At 46.6% G+C, this 17,517-nt stretch carries 20 protein-coding genes and 1 other RNA gene; 6 read left to right on the top strand and 15 right to left on the bottom strand.

From position 1 onward, the window contains the following. Positions 1–486 precede the first annotated feature (486 nt). The 5 genes from BM101_RS13015 (at position 487) to mscL (ending at position 5,450) form a co-directional block, all read left to right on the top strand. Complete coding sequence (locus BM101_RS13015; RefSeq protein WP_087033319.1) at positions 487–1,332, top strand: Cof-type HAD-IIB family hydrolase; 846 nt, start codon at positions 487–489, stop codon at positions 1,330–1,332. Positions 1,333–1,678: 346 nt separating this feature from the next. Continuing rightward, the gene (proB, locus tag BM101_RS13010; RefSeq protein WP_305727930.1) at positions 1,679–2,485 is read left to right on the top strand and encodes a glutamate 5-kinase; all 807 of its coding nucleotides are present in this window, start codon (positions 1,679–1,681) and stop codon (positions 2,483–2,485) included. 13 nt (positions 2,486–2,498) lie between these two features. Next, entirely contained in the window at positions 2,499–3,749 is a 1,251-nt protein-coding gene (locus tag BM101_RS13005; RefSeq protein ID WP_087033317.1) for a glutamate-5-semialdehyde dehydrogenase, read from the top strand. An 80-nt stretch (positions 3,750–3,829) separates the two neighbouring features. After that, the gene (locus BM101_RS13000) at positions 3,830–4,951 is read left to right on the top strand and encodes an NAD(P)/FAD-dependent oxidoreductase (protein WP_087033316.1); all 1,122 of its coding nucleotides are present in this window, start codon (positions 3,830–3,832) and stop codon (positions 4,949–4,951) included. Between the two features lie 94 nt (positions 4,952–5,045). Further along, entirely contained in the window at positions 5,046–5,450 is a 405-nt protein-coding gene (gene mscL / locus BM101_RS12995; RefSeq protein WP_087033315.1) for a large conductance mechanosensitive channel protein MscL, read from the top strand. Between the two features lie 53 nt (positions 5,451–5,503). Here mscL and BM101_RS12990 read toward each other — a convergent pair whose 3' ends face one another. From BM101_RS12990 to dnaX, 13 genes are all read right to left on the bottom strand, one after another. Then, the gene (locus tag BM101_RS12990) at positions 5,504–6,529 is read right to left on the bottom strand and encodes a YdcF family protein (RefSeq protein ID WP_087033314.1); all 1,026 of its coding nucleotides are present in this window, start codon (positions 6,527–6,529) and stop codon (positions 5,504–5,506) included. A gap of 13 nt (positions 6,530–6,542) precedes the next feature. After that, the gene (gene rsmI / locus BM101_RS12985) at positions 6,543–7,415 is read right to left on the bottom strand and encodes a 16S rRNA (cytidine(1402)-2'-O)-methyltransferase (protein WP_087033313.1); all 873 of its coding nucleotides are present in this window, start codon (positions 7,413–7,415) and stop codon (positions 6,543–6,545) included. Continuing rightward, entirely contained in the window at positions 7,393–7,758 is a 366-nt protein-coding gene (locus BM101_RS12980) for a GIY-YIG nuclease family protein (RefSeq protein WP_087033312.1), read from the bottom strand. Before BM101_RS12980 ends, rsmI begins: the two co-directional genes overlap by 23 nt. Then, positions 7,745–8,497 carry a tRNA1(Val) (adenine(37)-N6)-methyltransferase gene (locus BM101_RS12975; RefSeq protein WP_087033311.1) on the bottom strand — a complete coding sequence of 251 codons (753 nt, stop codon included), beginning with the start codon at positions 8,495–8,497 and terminating at the stop codon, positions 7,745–7,747. The genes BM101_RS12980 and BM101_RS12975 overlap by 14 nt, the downstream gene beginning before the upstream one ends. Positions 8,498–8,706: 209 nt before the next feature. Next, entirely contained in the window at positions 8,707–9,057 is a 351-nt protein-coding gene (locus tag BM101_RS12970; RefSeq protein WP_087033310.1) for a DNA replication initiation control protein YabA, read from the bottom strand. A 62-nt stretch (positions 9,058–9,119) separates the two neighbouring features. After that, positions 9,120–9,917: a PSP1 domain-containing protein gene (locus BM101_RS12965; protein WP_087033309.1), complete on the bottom strand. Its 798-nt coding sequence runs from the start codon at positions 9,915–9,917 to the stop codon at positions 9,120–9,122. 26 nt (positions 9,918–9,943) lie between these two features. Then, positions 9,944–10,924 carry a DNA polymerase III subunit delta' gene (holB, locus tag BM101_RS12960; protein WP_177194523.1) on the bottom strand — a complete coding sequence of 327 codons (981 nt, stop codon included), beginning with the start codon at positions 10,922–10,924 and terminating at the stop codon, positions 9,944–9,946. 21 nt (positions 10,925–10,945) lie between these two features. Further along, a complete protein-coding gene (locus BM101_RS12955; RefSeq protein WP_087033307.1) occupies positions 10,946–11,275 on the bottom strand; it encodes a cyclic-di-AMP receptor in 330 nt (109 codons plus the stop codon). 55 nt (positions 11,276–11,330) lie between these two features. Further along, on the bottom strand, positions 11,331–11,984 hold the full coding sequence (gene tmk / locus BM101_RS12950) for a dTMP kinase (RefSeq protein WP_087033306.1): 654 nt from the start codon (positions 11,982–11,984) through the stop codon (positions 11,331–11,333). 335 nt (positions 11,985–12,319) lie between these two features. Continuing rightward, the gene (locus tag BM101_RS12945; protein ID WP_177194522.1) at positions 12,320–12,619 is read right to left on the bottom strand and encodes a YaaL family protein; all 300 of its coding nucleotides are present in this window, start codon (positions 12,617–12,619) and stop codon (positions 12,320–12,322) included. A 47-nt stretch (positions 12,620–12,666) separates the two neighbouring features. Next, entirely contained in the window at positions 12,667–13,263 is a 597-nt protein-coding gene (gene recR / locus BM101_RS12940; RefSeq protein WP_087033304.1) for a recombination mediator RecR, read from the bottom strand. Between the two features lie 122 nt (positions 13,264–13,385). Then, positions 13,386–13,697 carry a YbaB/EbfC family nucleoid-associated protein gene (locus BM101_RS12935; RefSeq protein ID WP_087033303.1) on the bottom strand — a complete coding sequence of 104 codons (312 nt, stop codon included), beginning with the start codon at positions 13,695–13,697 and terminating at the stop codon, positions 13,386–13,388. Between the two features lie 99 nt (positions 13,698–13,796). Then, the gene (gene dnaX, locus BM101_RS12930; RefSeq protein WP_087033302.1) at positions 13,797–15,722 is read right to left on the bottom strand and encodes a DNA polymerase III subunit gamma/tau; all 1,926 of its coding nucleotides are present in this window, start codon (positions 15,720–15,722) and stop codon (positions 13,797–13,799) included. A gap of 217 nt (positions 15,723–15,939) precedes the next feature. On the opposite strand from dnaX, the gene BM101_RS12925 reads away from it, so the two are divergent. Continuing rightward, positions 15,940–16,290: a hypothetical protein gene (locus BM101_RS12925; RefSeq protein WP_087033301.1), complete on the top strand. Its 351-nt coding sequence runs from the start codon at positions 15,940–15,942 to the stop codon at positions 16,288–16,290. A gap of 237 nt (positions 16,291–16,527) precedes the next feature. On the opposite strand, the gene ffs is transcribed toward BM101_RS12925, so the two are convergent. Both ffs and tadA read right to left on the bottom strand, forming a co-directional pair. Then, positions 16,528–16,614, bottom strand: an RNA gene (gene ffs / locus BM101_RS12920) — signal recognition particle sRNA small type. 56 nt (positions 16,615–16,670) lie between these two features. Beyond that, positions 16,671–17,171 carry a tRNA adenosine(34) deaminase TadA gene (gene tadA / locus BM101_RS12915; RefSeq protein WP_087033300.1) on the bottom strand — a complete coding sequence of 167 codons (501 nt, stop codon included), beginning with the start codon at positions 17,169–17,171 and terminating at the stop codon, positions 16,671–16,673. Positions 17,172–17,517 lie beyond the last annotated feature (346 nt).

The following is a 17,517-nucleotide window of genomic DNA, read 5'->3' as shown; positions in this document are numbered from 1 at the left end:
ATGTAAAATTTAAAAGCTCATTTGTTACGTTACTGACTTTATGTTTGCGATACTGCGTATCGCCTTCGTTTGCTTTGATAAAATCAAAGCTCCCTGCACATTTGGTTCGTTCATTCTTTGTTCAGTTTTCAAAGGTCAATCGTTTATCACGTGTTACGTGATAACTTCATAATATTACCACGGCTTCAACTTTCCGTCAAGCACTTATTCGAATTTCTTCGATTAAGTTTTGCTCGTTATCGGCAAACCGAAGTGGCAACTTTCATATAATATCACCCTGCCGATTGCATGTCAACAACTTTTTTCAATTGTTTTTTCTGATACTCTCGCGGACAACTTCTATATACTATCACGGCTTCAAATGGGTGTCAACGAATTTTTCTGATTTCCTACATTTCTTTTGGCTGGCATTTCTGAGCCATTCGTAATATAGTTAACTGAATATCATTTCGACATAAATAACGAGAGAGTAATAAGGAGAAGGTTATGGAAAAGAAGATCATTTTTTTGGATATTGACGGAACTTTAGTGACCGATGACGGTTGGGTACCTGAATCTGCGGCGACGGCCTGCATGCAAGCCCGACAAAATGGCCACCGCATTTATTTATGTACCGGCCGTTCAAAACCTGAAATCTATGATTTCATCATGGAAATCGGGTTCGATGGTATCATCGGTGCGGGTGGAGGCTTTGTTGAGCTGGGTGATGAAATGTTATATCATAAAACCGTTTCAGCGGAAAGCGTCCGCTATATGGTAGATTTCTTCAATGAAAAAGAAATCGATTTTTACTTGGAGTCCAACGGAGGTCTATTCGCCAGCAAAAACTTCCTGCCGCATGTGGAATATTGCCTATACGGAGACGTTGACAATGATCCTGCTGCCCAAAAACGCAAAACGGAAAACCCCCATCCTTTCATAGAAGGTTTGATTTTCGGGGAAGAAGATCTTTACAAGACCGATGTCAACAAAGCCTGTTTTTTGGAAAGCAAGACAACTGCCTTTGCCGAGATTAAACGAGCGTTCGAGGAAGCCTTCGATGTGATTCAGTGCACGGTCCCTGCATTTGGCGATGAAAGCGGCGAGTTGATGGTACCCGGCATCCATAAAGCAGTAGCGATCGAGACGCTCCTCGCGCATCTGGGCCTCTCCACAAAAGGGACCATCGCTATCGGAGACGGGTTGAACGATATCGAAATGTTCGATTTTTGCGAAACCGGAATCGCAATGGGGAATGCGAAAGAGGATCTGAAAAAAATAGCAAATCACGTGACCGACTCCGTGTCTGACGACGGCCTCTTTAAAGCTTTCAAGGCTTTTGGGCTCATTTGATCAGAACGCGATGAAAAATTTAACTGATCCATTGCTTTATCTTCATAATTTCTTCATATGTGCGCTCTATTATGAAATCAGGCCAATCACAAACAATCTTTTTCTTTTCTTTACTCCTCCAAAGTAAAGACCAACTCCTTTTGCTACCTGGATCGTTCAGGTAGCTTTTTTTGTGCTTCCGGCCTTATTTTTTCCGTCATTCCATGATACTATAGGAGATAATATATCGTAGCAACGAAATGTTTGCGGACAGTATATTTTGAAAAGCAAGAAAAGGTGTCTATAATGGGGATACCTAGATGAACGAACAAATAATAACTTAACTGGGGATAAACTCATGGATAATATACGCAAAAAAATTTTGGATTGCAAAAGAATCGTCGTTAAAATCGGAACGAGCTCTCTGATGTTGCCCGATGATTCAATTGATTATCAAACAATCGACCGCATGGCCTATGTTTTGACAGTACTGCGCAAACAAGGAAAAGAAATCGTTCTGGTTTCCTCCGGGGCCATGGGTGTTGGGCTCAACCTTCTGAATTTGCCGCAGCGACCGAAGACCATTCCGGAACAACAGGCGATTGCATCGGTGGGACAAAGCGAATTGATGAATCTTTATTCGCGTTTCTTTTCGCACTACAATCAGATTGTTGGACAAATTTTGATGACCCGCGATATTGTGGAATTTCCGGAAAGCCGCAAAAATGCGGAAAATGCTTTTGAGCAGCTATTACAGATGGGTATCATCCCTATCGTAAACGAAAATGATGCCGTATCCGTGGAAGAATTGGATCATCAAACCAAATTCGGCGATAACGACCGTCTTTCCGCGACTGTCGCGGAAATCATTTCTGCTGACCTGCTGATCATGTTATCCGACGTGGATGGTTTCTATGATAAGAATCCGATGACGAATCCCGATGCTGCCCTTTTCCACACCCTGCACAAAGTCACTGACAAGGAAATGGCTTTAGCAGGCGGGAACGGCTCTAAATTCGGAACGGGCGGAATGGCTACAAAACTGACCGCGGCGAAACATATCCTCTCCAACAACCAACAGATGGTCCTCACTAAAGCAGTCGATCCGACTGTCCTGTTTGAAATCTTGGAAGGAAAAGAAATTGGGACCTATTTTGTAAATGAAGACAAATAGAGGAGGATATTTTATGAATGCCTTATTAGAAGAAATGGGGATCGCCGCCAAAGCGGCTGCAAACGCCCTTAGAAAAGCATCCACAAAGCAAAAGAATGAAGGCCTGCTCGCAATGGAAGCGGCGCTGTACAAACACCAAGCGGACATTTTGGCGGCCAACGCCAAAGACATCGCCAATGCCGAAGCAAACGGACTGACGAAACCGATGATTGAACGTTTGACATTGAATGAGCAACGCATCAAAGGCATGGCGGATAGCTTCAAAGAAATCGCGCAGTTGCCTGATCCAATCGGTTATGTGGAAGAAATGACAAAATCCGCTGACGGGTTGATGATCGGCAAGCAACGGGTACCGCTGGGCGTCATCGGAATCATCTATGAGTCGCGCCCCAACGTTACGGCCGATGCCAGCGCTTTGTGCTTCAAATCCGGAAATGCGGTCATTCTCCGCGGCGGAAAAGAGGCGTTGGAATCCAACAAAGCGATCATGGCTGCTCTCCAGGACGGTTTGCAGTCAGCCGGTTTTGCGAAAGAAACGTTGCAATTGATTCCTGACCCTTCCCGTGAACTGGCTGCCGAATTTATGCGTCTGAACGAATACCTGGATTGTTTGATCCCACGAGGCGGCGCCGGCTTGATTCAAACGGTCATGAAAAATGCGACCGTCCCTGTCATCGAAACGGGCATCGGCAACTGTCACCTGTACGTCGATAAAGACGCGCAATTGGAGATGGCTACCCGCATCTTGGTGAATGCAAAATGTTCCCGCCCTTCTGTCTGCAACTCAATCGAAACCTTGTTGGTGCACGAATCTGTAGCGGCAGCATTCCTGCCTGTCTTTGCCGAAGCGTTAAAACCATACAAGGTTGAATTGCGCGGGGATGAACAGACGCGCGCCATCCTGCCCGAAGCGGTCCCTGCCACTGACGTGGATTACGCCACAGAATTCCTGGATTTCATCTTGGCAGTGAAGGTCGTTCCTTCCTACGACGAGGCTGTCAAACATATCCAAAAGTACAGCACCGGCCATTCCGAGGTGATTGTGACGGATAATTACCAGTCCGCACAGGATTTCCTCAATGACATCGATGCAGCAGCTGTTTACATCAATGCCTCTTCCCGTTTTACCGATGGCGGTTGCTTCGGTTTCGGCGGAGAAATCGGCATCAGCACGCAAAAATTGCATGCCCGCGGACCGATGGGACTGAAGGAATTGACTTCCTACAAATACATCATCTACGGACAAGGGCAGATCCGAGAATAGCAGGACAGATTTTAAATAAGGATGTGCCGGGGCGATGTTCGATACCCCGGCACTTTTCTTTATAGGAGGGGGGGTTCTTCATGGCAAAAGAAATCGCTGTTGTGGGCGCAGGCATCGTCGGCGCTACAGCAAGTTATTATTTAGCAAGAGCAGGTTACCAGGTTACCATTTTCGACGAAGGGATCGGACAGGCGACCGCTGCCGCGGCAGGGATCATCTGCCCCTGGTTATCGCGTCGCCGCAATAAGAAATGGTACCGGCTCGTTTCCGAGGGTGCCGCTTTTTATAGACAACTGATGTCGGATCTGGATTCGGACGGTTTCCCCACAGATGCGTATAAGCAATGCGGAACCATCATCCTGGGGAATAAGCCTGGATATATCCAAGAAGTCCATGACCGCGCAGTGGAACGCAGAAAAGCTGCCCCGATGATCGGGACCATCAAAATATTGGCTGGCGAAGAGCTAAAAGGCATCATTCCGCCGCTTGTCCCCATGGACAATGCCCTTTTCGTCGGTGGCGGCGCTCGCGTCGATGGGCAAGCCTTGACGCAAGTGTTGCTGCAAGCTGCCCTATCCTTTGACGGCTGCATCCATAACGAACACATTACTTTAAGTAAAAACAAGGAAGCCTTCTCCGTCAACACCCTCAATGGAGCGGTTTCCTTCGATGCCGTCATCCTTGCGGTCGGCGCTTGGCTTCCACAGGCGCTGGAGCCCCTTGGCTATACGGTCGATGTCCGCGGCCAAAAAGGGCAATTGCTCGTTCTGCAGACAGATAGCCCCGATGCGAAGGATTATCCCGTCGTGATGCCGCAAGGAGAAATCGATCTGCTCCCTTTCGAGGGCGGGAGGGTCATCGTCGGTGCCAGCCATGAAAACGATAAAGGCTATGATCTCGAACCAGACCCTTCCATCCTGACCCCCATGTTGGGACAGGCCATTGCCTTGATCCCAAGTTTAAAAAATGCGGACCTGGCTGACGTCCGCGTAGGGACACGCGCCTACACTTCTGACTTCAGCCCCTTTTTCGGCACTGTCCCGGGACTGGAACAGTGCTATACCGCAAGCGGTCTCGGCTCTTCCGGTTTGACTTCCGGTCCCTTGATCGGCTATTCGCTGGCACAAATGATCCAGAGCAAACAAACTTCCTTAGATGAAGCCGATTATTCGACCAATCATTACATCACACAGACACCTTAGCACCCGCCCTATAGAAAATCGGTTCCATCGAGGGATAGTAATTGCCCTAAAGAAAATTGTGCAATATAATGATTTGAAAAGGTGGTGAAAAAATATGTGGAAAGAATTCAAACAATTCATTATGCGCGGCAACGTGCTTGACTTGGCCGTCGGGGTTGTCATCGGGGCTGCCTTTACGGCAATCGTCAATTCATTAGTAAAAGATATCATCACGCCCATCATAGTGGCGATTACCGGAAACGCAGACTTGACCGGTTTGTCGTTCAAACTCGGAAAAGCTGATTTCACCTACGGCAATTTCCTTCAAGCAGTCGTTAACTTCCTGCTGATTGCACTCGTCCTGTTCATGATGATCCAAGCTATCAACCGATTGAAAAGGAAACAACCGCCTGAAGAACCGGTGGAAGTCGAAGCTGAAGTACCCGTTGTCGAACAATATTTGAAAGAAATCCGGGACTCCTTGTTGAGCCAAAACAATCAAAACAACAAAACCGAATAAGAGCCAAAAAAACTAGCCTCCTGACGGTCGAAACCGTTTCGAAGCTAGTTTTTTCATTGCAGATAAACACGGATAATGCCGAAGCTGAACACGACGCCTAAAAGGAGCGCGTTCAGCTGCCCGTAAATAAGCAACAACGCGATGAATTCCCTAAAAAAAGCATAAGGTAAATAATACAGGTCCGTTCTCGCTCCCAAACCTTTCGCTTTCAATCCCACTCTGCGCGCATAGACGCTACTGCGGAAAACGTGGAAGGTGTTGGTTATGAAGATGCATTTGTAATCCCTCTTCAGCCTGTCCATGATATCTTTTGAATACAATAGGTTTTGATAGGTGTTGAGCGATTGCGCTTCCTCTATGATGACCTCTGCCGGAATACCCTTCTTTATTAAATAGCGCTTCATCGCGTAAGCTTCGGAAAAAGGCTCATCCGCACCTTCGCCTCCACTCACAATCAGACGACAAGGGATTTTCACAGTCCTCTTGACTTGACGACGGTAAAATTGGACCGTTTTATCCAGGCGGCTGCGCAAAAGCGGGCTGATTTCTCCATTCGGAAGCAGTTCCGCCCCTAAAACGATGACAAAGTCTTTATCGTAACGCAGTCGGACCACCCTGTAGAAAATTGTCGCGAAAAGGAACCCGACAAATGCGAGGGTAAAATAAATGATGACATACCCTAATAGCCGCATAAATTTCCATATCACTATATCATTGAACAGGAAGTAATTGAGCAGGAACAGAACGACCAGCGTCAGAATGGCGACCCCGAGCAAAACCAGTACCGTATAGCGTTTTGACCAACCTTCTCTCTTTAGCAATTTCAGACCATTGACAACAAACGCGATCCCCATAAAGAAAAAGACAAAAGGCGACAGCATTCCGAGCAGGAACCAAGAAACGATTACGAAATAACGAACCCATGCAATCTGCAGGAAGCTTGTATCCTGCAGGCCGCCGAGACAAAGGCAGAGCACTCCGGCCATAAATGAGTAACTTTGACCCGGTTTTCTGTTGTCGGTAAAAAATAACGCCCCAGAAACCGTCAGAGAAAGGGCACCCAGGAAATAGAAAACCATCTTATCCCCCCCTTTAGAATCCGTGGTAAGCTTGATAAACCTCTTGTTTTTTCAAGTTTCTTATTTTAGCAGCCTCTTTGATGGCATCTTTGGAGGAAAGCCCTTGTTCCGCCATCAACATCTCAACAAGTTCTTTTAAGGACAGTTCATCAAAATTCTCTTCCACCGGTTTTTCGGGGTTATCATTCCCGGCGATCATCAGGCAGATTTCCCCTCTGATTTCCGTCTCTTCGGCCCATAAAACCAACTCCTCCGCAGAGCCGCGGATGAATTCTTCAAAGCGTTTCGTCAATTCGCGGCAGATGACAACCTGTCTGTCGCCGCCCATGACCGCTGCGATATTCTTGAGCAAATCCTTCAAACGGAAAGGCGATTCGTAAAAAATCATCGTCTCTTCGCGATTCTTCAAAGACTCCAATTGTTCCGCCTGTTCCTTTTTCTTCCTTTCCAAAAAACCGAAAAAATAGAACGGCTGCGGTGCCAATCCGGAGGCAACCAACGCCGTCACGCCTGCAATCGCACCCGGCAAAGGAACGACCGGGATATCCGCAGCGATGCAAGCCCGAACCAGCTCATGGCCCGGATCGCTGATGGAAGGCATCCCTGCATCGCTGACTTGCGCAATCGATTGGCCTGCCAACAGTTTCCCGACCAGTTGCGGAATCCGCTCTTGGGTATTGTGTTCATGGAAACTGATCTGCGGCGTATCTATTTCAAAATGCGTCAATAATTTCCTGGTGTTGCGCGTATCCTCTGCAGCGATCAAATCGACTTCCTGCAGTGTCCTCACCGCCCGGAAAGTCATATCCTCCAGATTGCCGATGGGTGTCGGCACTAAATACAATGTCCCACTGGGATGGTTCTCATAACTTTTCTGCAGTTGCATGCTGATTCTCCTCTGGTTTTGATTCTATCTTGCGATCGACCTGAACGGCCGTCAGCGCAGACATCGTTTCCGCTATAGGGAAGCAGATGCCTCTACCTGATAAATAGTCTTCTTTCTGTTTCCGCGTGAGCTTCTTGAAGGCCGCCTCCGCTTTCGTCGCTTCCGGCCTCGTCCCGTAATTTTCAGCATAGATCAGTTGAATCGGGCGGCGCGCTTTTGTGTACTTGCTGCCGATGCCGCCATTGTGTTCTTTTTCGCGGCGGATGACATCGGTCGAATAGCCTGCATAAAAAGACCGGTCGGCGCACTGCAGGACATAAAAATAGTGGTTACTGCTCACCATATAGGATACCCTTTATTTTATCGCTGTATTCCCCTTTTTGATTATACACAACCAATGGCGGTAAGACACGGAAGCCATCCTCTTTCCCGTCTTTAATGCCTTCAATCAGGATCATGTTCGCTTCTTTATCGTGTTTGGGATAGATGAACTGCAGTTTTTTCGGCGCAATCCGATTTTTCCGCATCGTTTCCATGATCTCCATCAAACGATCGGGACGATGGACGAAGTAGGCTTTCCCTTTCATCTTCAACAGGTGACTGGTTTGCTTCATCAATTGATCCAGCGTCAAATAGATTTCATGCCTGGCGATAGCAAAAGCGTCCTTTTCGTTCTTGAAACTGGAATCGCTGATTTTGAAATAAGGAGGGTTGCAGGTGATCACATCGACGGAATCCGGCTCGATCCATTGGGTGATTTCGTTCACATCGGCATGCACGAATGAAACTTTTTCTTCCAGATGGTTCAGCTGCACCGTCCGCCTGGCCATATCAACCAATTTCTCCTGCAGTTCCACGCCGACGATCGCATTTTTTGTTTTACCGGTCAATAGAAAGGAGACCGCACCGTTCCCGGCACACAAATCGACAATTTTAGCAGGTTTGACGCGCGGCAGATCCGCAAAATCCGCCAACAGGACCGCATCCAACGAAAATGAGAAGACAGCGGAACTCTGAATAATGTGAATATTCTCTCTTTTCAATACATCCAGCCGTTCGCCTTCTTTTAATACGTTCTCCATTCATTTACCCCTTTTTTGATTTTTTTCCTAACATTATAAAACTATTTCAGCAGAGGATACAAGTCGGGATTCACGAAACGCAGCGCATCTGCCCGTCCATTCCTAAAATAGAGAGGCCTGGAATTTTTATCCCAGGCCCTCCCTCATATCTGAGCTGATTTTTTGCCTTGCGATGCTTTGAAGGCATCCCGCAAGGTCGATCACACTCTTTAATTTTTACGGTCCCTTTCTCCGTAAATGACATCGATGCAGAAAACACATGGCTCGTCATCCACTCGTCGGGAGCCATAGTAAACATTGCAGACATGAAAACCGTCCTCGTATAACTTTTGTAAGTTCAAACGGGATTTGGACATTTCCGGTTCTTGTTTCTGGGAATCTTCTTTTTCCTTTACCAGAAAATCGATGCGATCACGCAAATGTTGATTTTCAATCTGCAGGTTTGTATTCTCTTCTATCAATTCATCCATTTTTCCCTGGATTTCTTTAATATCTGTCCCCATCGAGGAAATTCGGCTTTCCACTCGATGGATTTGGTCATACAAGGCACGTTTATCCATTTTATCCACTCGCATTTTCCAATTATTTTTCTATCTTCCTTCTAAGGCGTTCGTTCTGCCCTTCAAACCAACAGTTCGGAGCTTGCATATTCCGCCGTCTTGTTGTGATCATACAGACGCACTTTCACGATTTGGCTCAAAACATTCAGTTCCACGACTTTTCCTTTTCCTTCAGGTGTCATGACTTCGTTCCCATAGTCAGGCATTTCCTTCCTGAGTGCAACATACGTGTCATTTTCATAATTCAAGCAACACATCAACCGGCCGCATAGCCCCGAAATTTTGGTCGGGTTCAAAGACAACCCTTGGTCTTTGGCCATTTTAATCGAAACCGGGACAAAATCGCCTAAGAAGGTGGAACAACACAGTGTTCTCCCGCATGGTCCGATTCCGCCAAGGATCTTCGCTTCATCGCGGACGCCGATTTGATGCAATTCAATCCGGGTGCGGAAAACGGATGCCAATTCACGGACCAACCCCCGGAAGTCCACTCTTCCCTCCGAACTGAAATGGAATGTCAGGTGGCTCCGGTCAAAGGTATATTCCGCTTTGATCAATTTCATCTCTAATTCTAATTGTTTCATTTTCGCTTTGCAAATGCTGAATGCTTCGATTGCATCCAGTTTGTTTTTGCTGTCCTGCTCTAGGTCATCCGCTGTGGCAACCCTTAAAATATGTCTATGAGAAAGGATACTGTCGTCTTCGTTGCATTGTTTCCCTACAACAACAACTTGCCCCAAATCAACAGAGTTTCCGTTATTTATAATTAATTTTTCGTCGATTTCATAATCCGTCTGACCAGCTTCATAGTAAGAGATGGGCCCGACAGGCATAAAACGAACACCAATCACATTTTTCATTTTCATTCTCCTTCGGAAGCTCTATCCTATAAGGTATTTTCTAGTGAAATATTTTCCAGTACCCCTTGCAGTTGAACATTCGCATCCAGCCGCTTTTTGCCGTTCAAAATGCTCTCCATTTGCCGGGTAATCTCCGGATGACGGATGCCAACCGCAAGATTTTCATAGGTCTCCATATATTTCCTGTTTACGACTGCTTGCTGATTCTGATATTTCGTGTAGAGCAAGTCTCGGTAATAGAGCAGCAGCAGATCCAAATAAAACTGCGCATCTTTTTTGTCCTTCAACGCTTCCATCAAATCCATCTGCACGAAAAGGAAAGCTTGGGGATCCTGTGCCATCATCAGTTGGAACCAGCGCCACACCTTTTTCTTGGCTTCATGGAATGTTTCGTCTTGATTGAGTTCAAGCGCTTCGTCCTGATTATTGGTGATCGCGGCCAAAAGTGCAGCATTTTCAGGCTGAACACCCTTGGCAATGAGCGTTTCACTCAGAACCTGTTTATTCAATGTCTGGAAGTGGACAATCTGGCAGCGGGAACGAATCGTCGGCAAGATGTTCTCCTTAGACGTTGTCATGAGGATCAGATAGGTATCGCTTTGCGGCTCCTCCAAAAAGGTCAATAGGCTATTTGAAGCGCTGATCGTCATTTTTTCCGCATCGTGGATCAGATATACTTTCCGGCTGCCTTCCATCCCGCTCTTGGATAGTTCCGATTTCAGTTCACGGACCTGGCCCACCTTGATCGATTGCCCGTCCGGAAGTATCTCCGCAACGTCAGGAAATTCGCCTGCCGCTATCCGGTGGCAATGATTGCAGCGTTGGCATGGTTGATTGTTTTGCAGATCCTCACAAAAAAGCATCTGCGCTATCCATCGTGCCATCTCTTGTTTTCCGGTTCCGCGTGACCCTTCGAATAGATAAGCGTGGCCTAAACGTTTCTCCATTATGGTGTGCTGGAACAATTCAACAAGCTCTGGCTGTTGTCTCAAAACAGTGTTTGTCACGCCTTCTATTCCTTCTTTCTGTTAAAAACGGTGAAAACTTTCGATCGGCAAGACGAATACCGTCGCGCCTCCGACAAGCACTTCCATCGGATACGCAAGGGTGCTTTCCAACGTTGCGTCAATGCTGACGGGCGCCGCCATGAACTGTTCCCTTGATTCGCAGTTTGCTTTGATGATCGCCAACACTTCTTCCACCCGTTCATCTTCCACACCGATCATAAAGGTGGTATTCCCGGAACGCAGGAATCCGCCTGTTGACGGCAATTTCGTCGCCCGAATATTGGCTTCCACCAACTCATCGGACAAAATTGCGCTATCTTTATCTTGAATAACGGCCATAATTAATTTCATCTTGTTTCCCCTTTTCCTCTTGCGATAAAAAGATTGCTACATGGACATCCGGAAATTATTTACCATCTTTGAAATATGCTGGATATCTATTTTTGATGACTTGATAACAGGCTTCCGCTACTGCTTCCCGGCTCATGGTCCCATCTATCACGACGATGCGCTCCGGGTTTTCTTTTGCCAACTGCAGATAGCCGGTCCTTACTTTTTCATGGAACGTTATTTTCTCTTGATCCAGACGGTTGTATTCACGATCATCCAGACTCGCTTTGATCCGCTGAATCCCTACCTCGGCAGGCACATCGATGTACAAGGTCACATCCGGTTCGATCCCTTCCGTTGCGAACTGATTGATTTCACGGATACCGCCTTCCCCTATCCCGCGCGCATAACCTTGATAGGCAATCGAGCTATCTACAAAACGGTCACAAAAAATGACGTCTCCCTTTTCCAAAACAGGGATCACTTTTTCAACCAGATGTTGTCTGCGGCTAGCCGCATATAATAGTGCTTCTGTCCTAGAATCCATTTCAGTATGCAAAGGATCTAATATCAGCTGACGGATTTTCTCTGCAATCGGGCTTCCACCAGGTTCCCTCGTGGCGATTACGCGCTTTTCCATTGCATTTTGCAGACGCGGCACCACTTGTTGCAGCGCTGTCGTCTTCCCTGAGCCATCCGGCCCTTCCATTGTGATGAAAATCCCTCTCACTTTACACACTCCCATGATTCTAATACTTTCATTATACGCTAAATCAAGCTTTTTTTATACAGATGATTCTTATATAGCTTTGTCAATTTTATCACAGATTTTTGAAATTTACTTTCCCATTTCGGTTCGCCGACAATAAAAAAACAAAAGACGGGGGAATTATTTCCTGATCGCTTCTCTTGTTTTTCCATGTATGCTAGTCGTTCTTCCCAAGACTATTCCTTTGCGCTTTCCAGGACATTTTTGAACTGCGTCTCATATAGTTCGGTATGGCTTGTCAGGCAAACATATATATAAAAATCCAGGCCGTTCAACGGCCTGGACAACGATGTCTATTACTCTGGATGGAAAATGTCTTCTGCATGATTGGTCCGTTTCCGCCACTTCAACGCTTTTGCTTTCTTCGGCGCGGAAATATCGGCTGTCAGTTGTCTCTTCTTCACTTCGCGGAGCAAAAAGAGATATTTTACTTTTGCAATCTTCTCCAAAATAAGAAGATCCTCGGGCAGATCATAAGCGTTTTGTTCCAATTGAAGCAATGTGCTGTAGTTTTGGTGGACCGCCGTTATCAAGGCCGTCAGTTCCTCGTCGTACCTTCTCTTTAATTGGTTCTCTTTTTTACTTGCACTGGTCAAGTGAAATAGCATCTTTTCCCTTTTTCCCCCCACTATTAAAAGCATTCCTACAGTTCCCTGCGCCCGTCAATTGCTCGGAACAACGTCATTTCATCCGCATATTCGATATCACTGCCTACAGCAAGTCCGTAAGCCAGACGCGTCACCTTGATGCCGGCCGGTTTGATCAGACGGGACAGATACATGGCTGTCGCTTCCCCTTCTGCGGTCGCATTGGTCGCAATGATCACTTCTTTGACGACCTCATCCTGCAATCGTTTGATGAGACTGGCGATGTTCAAATCTTCTGGTCCGGTGCCTTCCATCGGAGACAGGACACCGTTCAACACATGATAGAGGCCGTGATATTCACGGATTTTCTCCATCGACATGACATCGCGCGGATTTTCGACCACTAAGATGGTCGAAAGGTCGCGCGATTGATCTGAACAAATCGCGCACGGATCCGTTTCGGTAATATTACCGCAAACGGAACATTGATGTAAATCCCTTTTTGACCGGATCAAGGCGTTCGCGAAATCAAGCACTTCTTCCTCATCCATTTCCAGACAGAAGAAGGCCAAACGGGCAGCCGTTTTTTGCCCGATGCCCGGCAGTTTCATAAAACTTTCAATCAGTTTTGCTATAGGCTCTGGATATTGCATCTCAAAAATCCCCTCTTCCGATATAAAAAAAGAATGAGGCTGGGACTAAAGTCAAAGCTACACGACTTGTCTCACCCTCGCTCTCTTTTTCAATCCTTGCTTTTTTTAATTACTGCCTTTTCTTACAAGCCTGGGATATTCGCAAATTTGCCCAATTTTGCTTTTGTTTCAACTTCAATTTTCGCAAGTGCATCATTTGTCGCCATCAAAACCAAATCTTGCAGCATTTCCACATCATCCGGATCTACAGCCTCAGCCGCGATCACGACATCAACAACTTTCTTGTTGCCTGTCATCGTGATTTTCACCAAACCATTTGAAGCTTCGCCCACAAATTGGGTTGCGTTGATGACCTCTTGTGTTTGTTCCAATTCTTTTTGCATTTTTTGCATTTGTTTCATCATGCCTTGCATATTTCCCATTCCGCCTCGCATATATCTTCTTCCTCTCTTTTATATGTTTTTTTAAGGTGCCCCAAAGGCCGAGGATGAAGTCGCATGCTTCCCCTGTATCCGGCTTTTTTCGCACTCTTTTTAATCGTTCATGATTGTTACGATGTCATCACCGAACAAGCTGAGCGCCTGGTCGATGACTTCCTGCTCTTTTTGCTCCTCCAGGATGATTGGATCCGGCTCTACCGCAAAATCATCCTCGAAGTTGCCGGGATGGTAGTCTCCCCGTAAGCCATCCTCTTGTTCAGGCATCGGCGGTTCCGGCGGCAAATCAAGCGTATTCGCATCAGCCTGCCCGTTGTCCGGGCTTTGTCGTCCCGCTTTCGGCTCCTGTTTTTTCGGTGCTTCCGGCGCACTTGCGGGTGGAGTCACATCATTGCGTTTTTGGATATAACCGCGTCGGACCGTTGTCCATTGTTCCTCCGTCAAGCAAACCAGCTCACCCGGACGTTTCAAAATCCTTTGGGTCGCCGCATCCACGGCTTCCTGTAATTCCGCATCTTCGGTAGCCTTTTGGCATAAAATATCATATTGGAATGACAGGATAAAACCGTTCGGACCCGCAGCCACAGGATTTGCCTGTTTCAATACCGCCCTTTGGGTAACTGATAGAATATCCAGGATATCCGTCCAAAATTCCCTTATCTGGTTGAGATCCTGTTTCGTCGCCTCCCCCATCACCTGATAGGTTTTCGACATATTCGGCTTGAAGCCTCCCCCATTGGAAGGCCTGTTCGACTCTTTTTTGGTTGGAGCGGCTTTCGTTGCTTCCGTTGTCGCCGCAACTTTTCCGTTGCTGATCAGCTCCTGCAGCTTCGCAAGCTCTTTTTTGATTGCTGCAATTTCTCTTTCCAAACGGTATACCTCTTCGCTCGGTGCCGCATGGGCCGGCGCATTCGGCACAGCACTTTGCACAGCCGCTTGTCTTGGCTGCGATAATTTCACCGCCAATACTTCCAGGTATATATCCGGTTGGGTGGAAAAACGCATTTCATTTTGCGTATGATTGAACTCTTCGATCATATCATAGAGGAAGACCACCGGCGCTTCCTGCGAGAAGACTTGAAAAGCCTCGCTGTAATCTTGATCGTTATCTTCAAAAGATTTCCCTTTTGTTTGCTGATAGACCAATACATCGCGTGTGAACAAGATCATTTCTTCCAAAAACCGTCCCGCTTCTTTGCCTTCGCTCAATATCCGCTCCAATAGTTGGATCGCTTCTTCGGTCTGTTGATGCAACAAAGCGCTTGAGAATGAAATCATCATTTCTTCCGTCAAGCTGCCGGATACTTTTACCGCGTGGTCAAAGGTGACGGCTTGGGACCCATAGGAGATCACTTGATCCAACAGACTCAATGCATCCCGCATCCCGCCATTCGCAGATTTCGCAATGACCTGCAGGGCTTTATCTTCATAGGCAATCTTTTCTTCGTTCAGAATATACATCATCCGTTTGATGATGTCCTGATACGAGATCCGCTTGAAATCAAACCGTTGCGTCCGCGAAATGATCGTCAAAGGGATTTTATGCGGTTCGGTCGTCGCCAAGATGAAGATGACGTTTTCCGGCGGTTCTTCCAATGTTTTCAGGAGCGCATTGAATGCCCCTGTCGACAGCATGTGCACTTCATCGATGATGTATACTTTATAATCCGATTGCGTGGGAGCATAGCGGGCTTTATCACGGATATCGCGGATTTCCTCCACCCCATTGTTGCTGGCGGCATCGATTTCGATGACATCATTCAGTCGGCCCTCGGTAATGGCACGGCATGTTTCACATTGATTGCACGGTTCGCCGTCGATGCGATGGTGACAGTTGATTGCCTTGGCAAAAATTTTGGCTGCACTGGTCTTACCGGTTCCGCGCGGCCCCGTAAAAAGGTAAGCATGGCTGGTTTTTTCTTGTATTAAGGCATTTTTTAACGTTTGAGTGACAGCTTCTTGACCGGCGATATCTTCAAACCGTTGCGGACGCCAGACCCGATATAGTGCTTGATAGCTCATCCTTTTCCCTCTTTCACTTTTGCTTCGTCTATCTATTATAAGGGAAAGCGGACAAAATAGAAAGTCATCCTCCGCCCTTACATCCTTTTATAATCTTTCATTCATTTTGGTTCCGTTCCCTCTGCCCACGCGCTTTGCTTGTATTTCCCGATCCATAAGATTATACTCGCCTTAAGAGGGATAATCTTTTTCTGAGTTAAAAACAGGAGGAATCAGCATGTCATATATGATAAAAAACAACACCCCTTCCATCGAAGAATGCATGAAGATTGTCGCCGACTTGCATACTCAAGGCTACACAAAAGAGCAGATCACCTTGGTCACGAATAATGCCTGCAAAGAGGCCATCCTCAGCAACTTGGATTTGCGCGGAAAAAACGGGGCCGTTTTTTCGACTCATTCCCTCTTGGCCCAAATCAAATATTTATTCAATCTGAAACAATTCGAAGAATTCCAAAAAGAGACGCACATCTATCCCGGGGGCAGTGAGTTTCTGGGCGATCATCTGGTATCGGTGGAGAACGGAAACATTGTCATCATAACCGAAGAACCCGATAGGCAAGCATGATAGCGCAACTGCGGGCTTATCCGCATCTTTCGTTATGCCGGCATTTTTCCATTCCGGATCCGGGTAACGGGTAGAGGATGGGACAAAAGTCCTATCCTCTTTCTTATTTACTAACAATTACCCGCTCCAGTGATTCGGGTCTAAATGCTTTTTGTCGCACTCTCGTTATTTATCCATCCATAAAAAGAAGCATGATACCCGGTTTATCGGGTTATCATGCTTCTTTGTCATTGGCTTATTAACTTACAGCACAGGGCGATACCTATTTATAGCTGCTTCCTTCCGGATCTGACTCAATTCATAAGATCGCCATTGCCATAAGGCCTTTCGGCAATTACTATGATACCATAGCCATTTTTAAAAAGCTAGTCTTTCTTCTCTTATTTGATCTGTTCGCGAAGATGCTTCCGGCTGTTCAGCTTCCGTTCTTTGCGCAAGGCGCGGAAAAAATTTTGCAGCAACGCCTTGCACTCTTCCTCCAACAGACCTCTTTCAACTTCAGCCTGATGGTTGAAACGTTCATCCTGCAGCAAATTCATCAGCGTGCCCGCCGTCCCGCCTTTCAGATCAGGCGCACCGTAATAGACTTTCTTCACCCGTGACAAGATGATGGCGCCGCAGCACATCGGACACGGCTCCAATGTCACATACATTTCCGTTTCTTCCAGACGCCAATTCTTTTTATAGGCATTTGCTTGCCGAATCGCGGTCATTTCCGCATGTGTCGTTGCATCGTTGGTTGCTTCCCGTTCGTTATGTCCGCGCCCGATGATTGCCCCGTTCCAGACGACAACCGCACCGATCGGCACTTCGCCCATCGCGCCCGCCTTTTCTGCTTCCTTGATGGCCTCGCGCATGAAATATTCTTTTTGTTCATCCATAATTGTTTACCTCATCCATTTTTCTCCCTTTATCATAGCATAATCAGGAAATATTTTCGCAAACAAGTCTCAAAAATGTTAGAATGGATGAAAGGCCTTACACGCCTAAGAGTACTAAAAGTCCGTTTATGAGGTGACGATTTGAATCAAGCAGAATTACTGAAACTTTTTCCTGAAGCGCAAATAAATGCGCTGTCCAGTCTCGGGGCAGCTTATTTTTCGTTGCCTTATCAGAACAAATGGGTCCATATCCCGACTTTGACAGTTAACTCAGTATTTTTTTAGTGAAAACCTTGCGGTTATCGGAAAAAACGCAAGGTTTTCATTATTTTATATTGTTGTATAC

Source organism: Trichococcus palustris (assembly GCF_900114465.1).
GTDB lineage: Bacteria > Bacillota > Bacilli > Lactobacillales > Aerococcaceae > Trichococcus > Trichococcus palustris.
The sequence above is the reverse complement of the archived record's forward strand: the minus strand, read 5'-3'. Positions and strand labels throughout refer to the sequence as shown.

Excerpts from the sequence above, each read along its gene's own strand:
- tadA (WP_087033300.1), bottom strand. The coding sequence starts at position 17,171 with ATGGATGAACAAAAAGAATATTTCATGCGCGAGGCCATCAAGGAAGCA.
- BM101_RS12935 (WP_087033303.1), bottom strand. The coding sequence starts at position 13,697 with ATGCGAGGCGGAATGGGAAATATGCAAGGCATGATGAAACAAATGCAA.
- BM101_RS13005 (WP_087033317.1), top strand. The coding sequence starts at position 2,499 with ATGAATGCCTTATTAGAAGAAATGGGGATCGCCGCCAAAGCGGCTGCA.
- BM101_RS13000 (WP_087033316.1), top strand. The coding sequence starts at position 3,830 with ATGGCAAAAGAAATCGCTGTTGTGGGCGCAGGCATCGTCGGCGCTACA.
- recR (WP_087033304.1), bottom strand. The coding sequence starts at position 13,263 with ATGCAATATCCAGAGCCTATAGCAAAACTGATTGAAAGTTTTATGAAA.
- BM101_RS12975 (WP_087033311.1), bottom strand. The coding sequence starts at position 8,497 with ATGGAGAACGTATTAAAAGAAGGCGAACGGCTGGATGTATTGAAAAGA.
- BM101_RS12965 (WP_087033309.1), bottom strand. The coding sequence starts at position 9,917 with ATGAAAAATGTGATTGGTGTTCGTTTTATGCCTGTCGGGCCCATCTCT.
- BM101_RS12925 (WP_087033301.1), top strand. The coding sequence starts at position 15,940 with ATGTCATATATGATAAAAAACAACACCCCTTCCATCGAAGAATGCATG.
- BM101_RS12990 (WP_087033314.1), bottom strand. The coding sequence starts at position 6,529 with ATGGTTTTCTATTTCCTGGGTGCCCTTTCTCTGACGGTTTCTGGGGCG.
- BM101_RS12980 (WP_087033312.1), bottom strand. The coding sequence starts at position 7,758 with ATGGTGAGCAGTAACCACTATTTTTATGTCCTGCAGTGCGCCGACCGG.
- rsmI (WP_087033313.1), bottom strand. The coding sequence starts at position 7,415 with ATGCAACTGCAGAAAAGTTATGAGAACCATCCCAGTGGGACATTGTAT.
- BM101_RS13015 (WP_087033319.1), top strand. The coding sequence starts at position 487 with ATGGAAAAGAAGATCATTTTTTTGGATATTGACGGAACTTTAGTGACC.
- BM101_RS12955 (WP_087033307.1), bottom strand. The coding sequence starts at position 11,275 with ATGAAATTAATTATGGCCGTTATTCAAGATAAAGATAGCGCAATTTTG.
- mscL (WP_087033315.1), top strand. The coding sequence starts at position 5,046 with ATGTGGAAAGAATTCAAACAATTCATTATGCGCGGCAACGTGCTTGAC.
- dnaX (WP_087033302.1), bottom strand. The coding sequence starts at position 15,722 with ATGAGCTATCAAGCACTATATCGGGTCTGGCGTCCGCAACGGTTTGAA.
- BM101_RS12970 (WP_087033310.1), bottom strand. The coding sequence starts at position 9,057 with ATGGATAAACGTGCCTTGTATGACCAAATCCATCGAGTGGAAAGCCGA.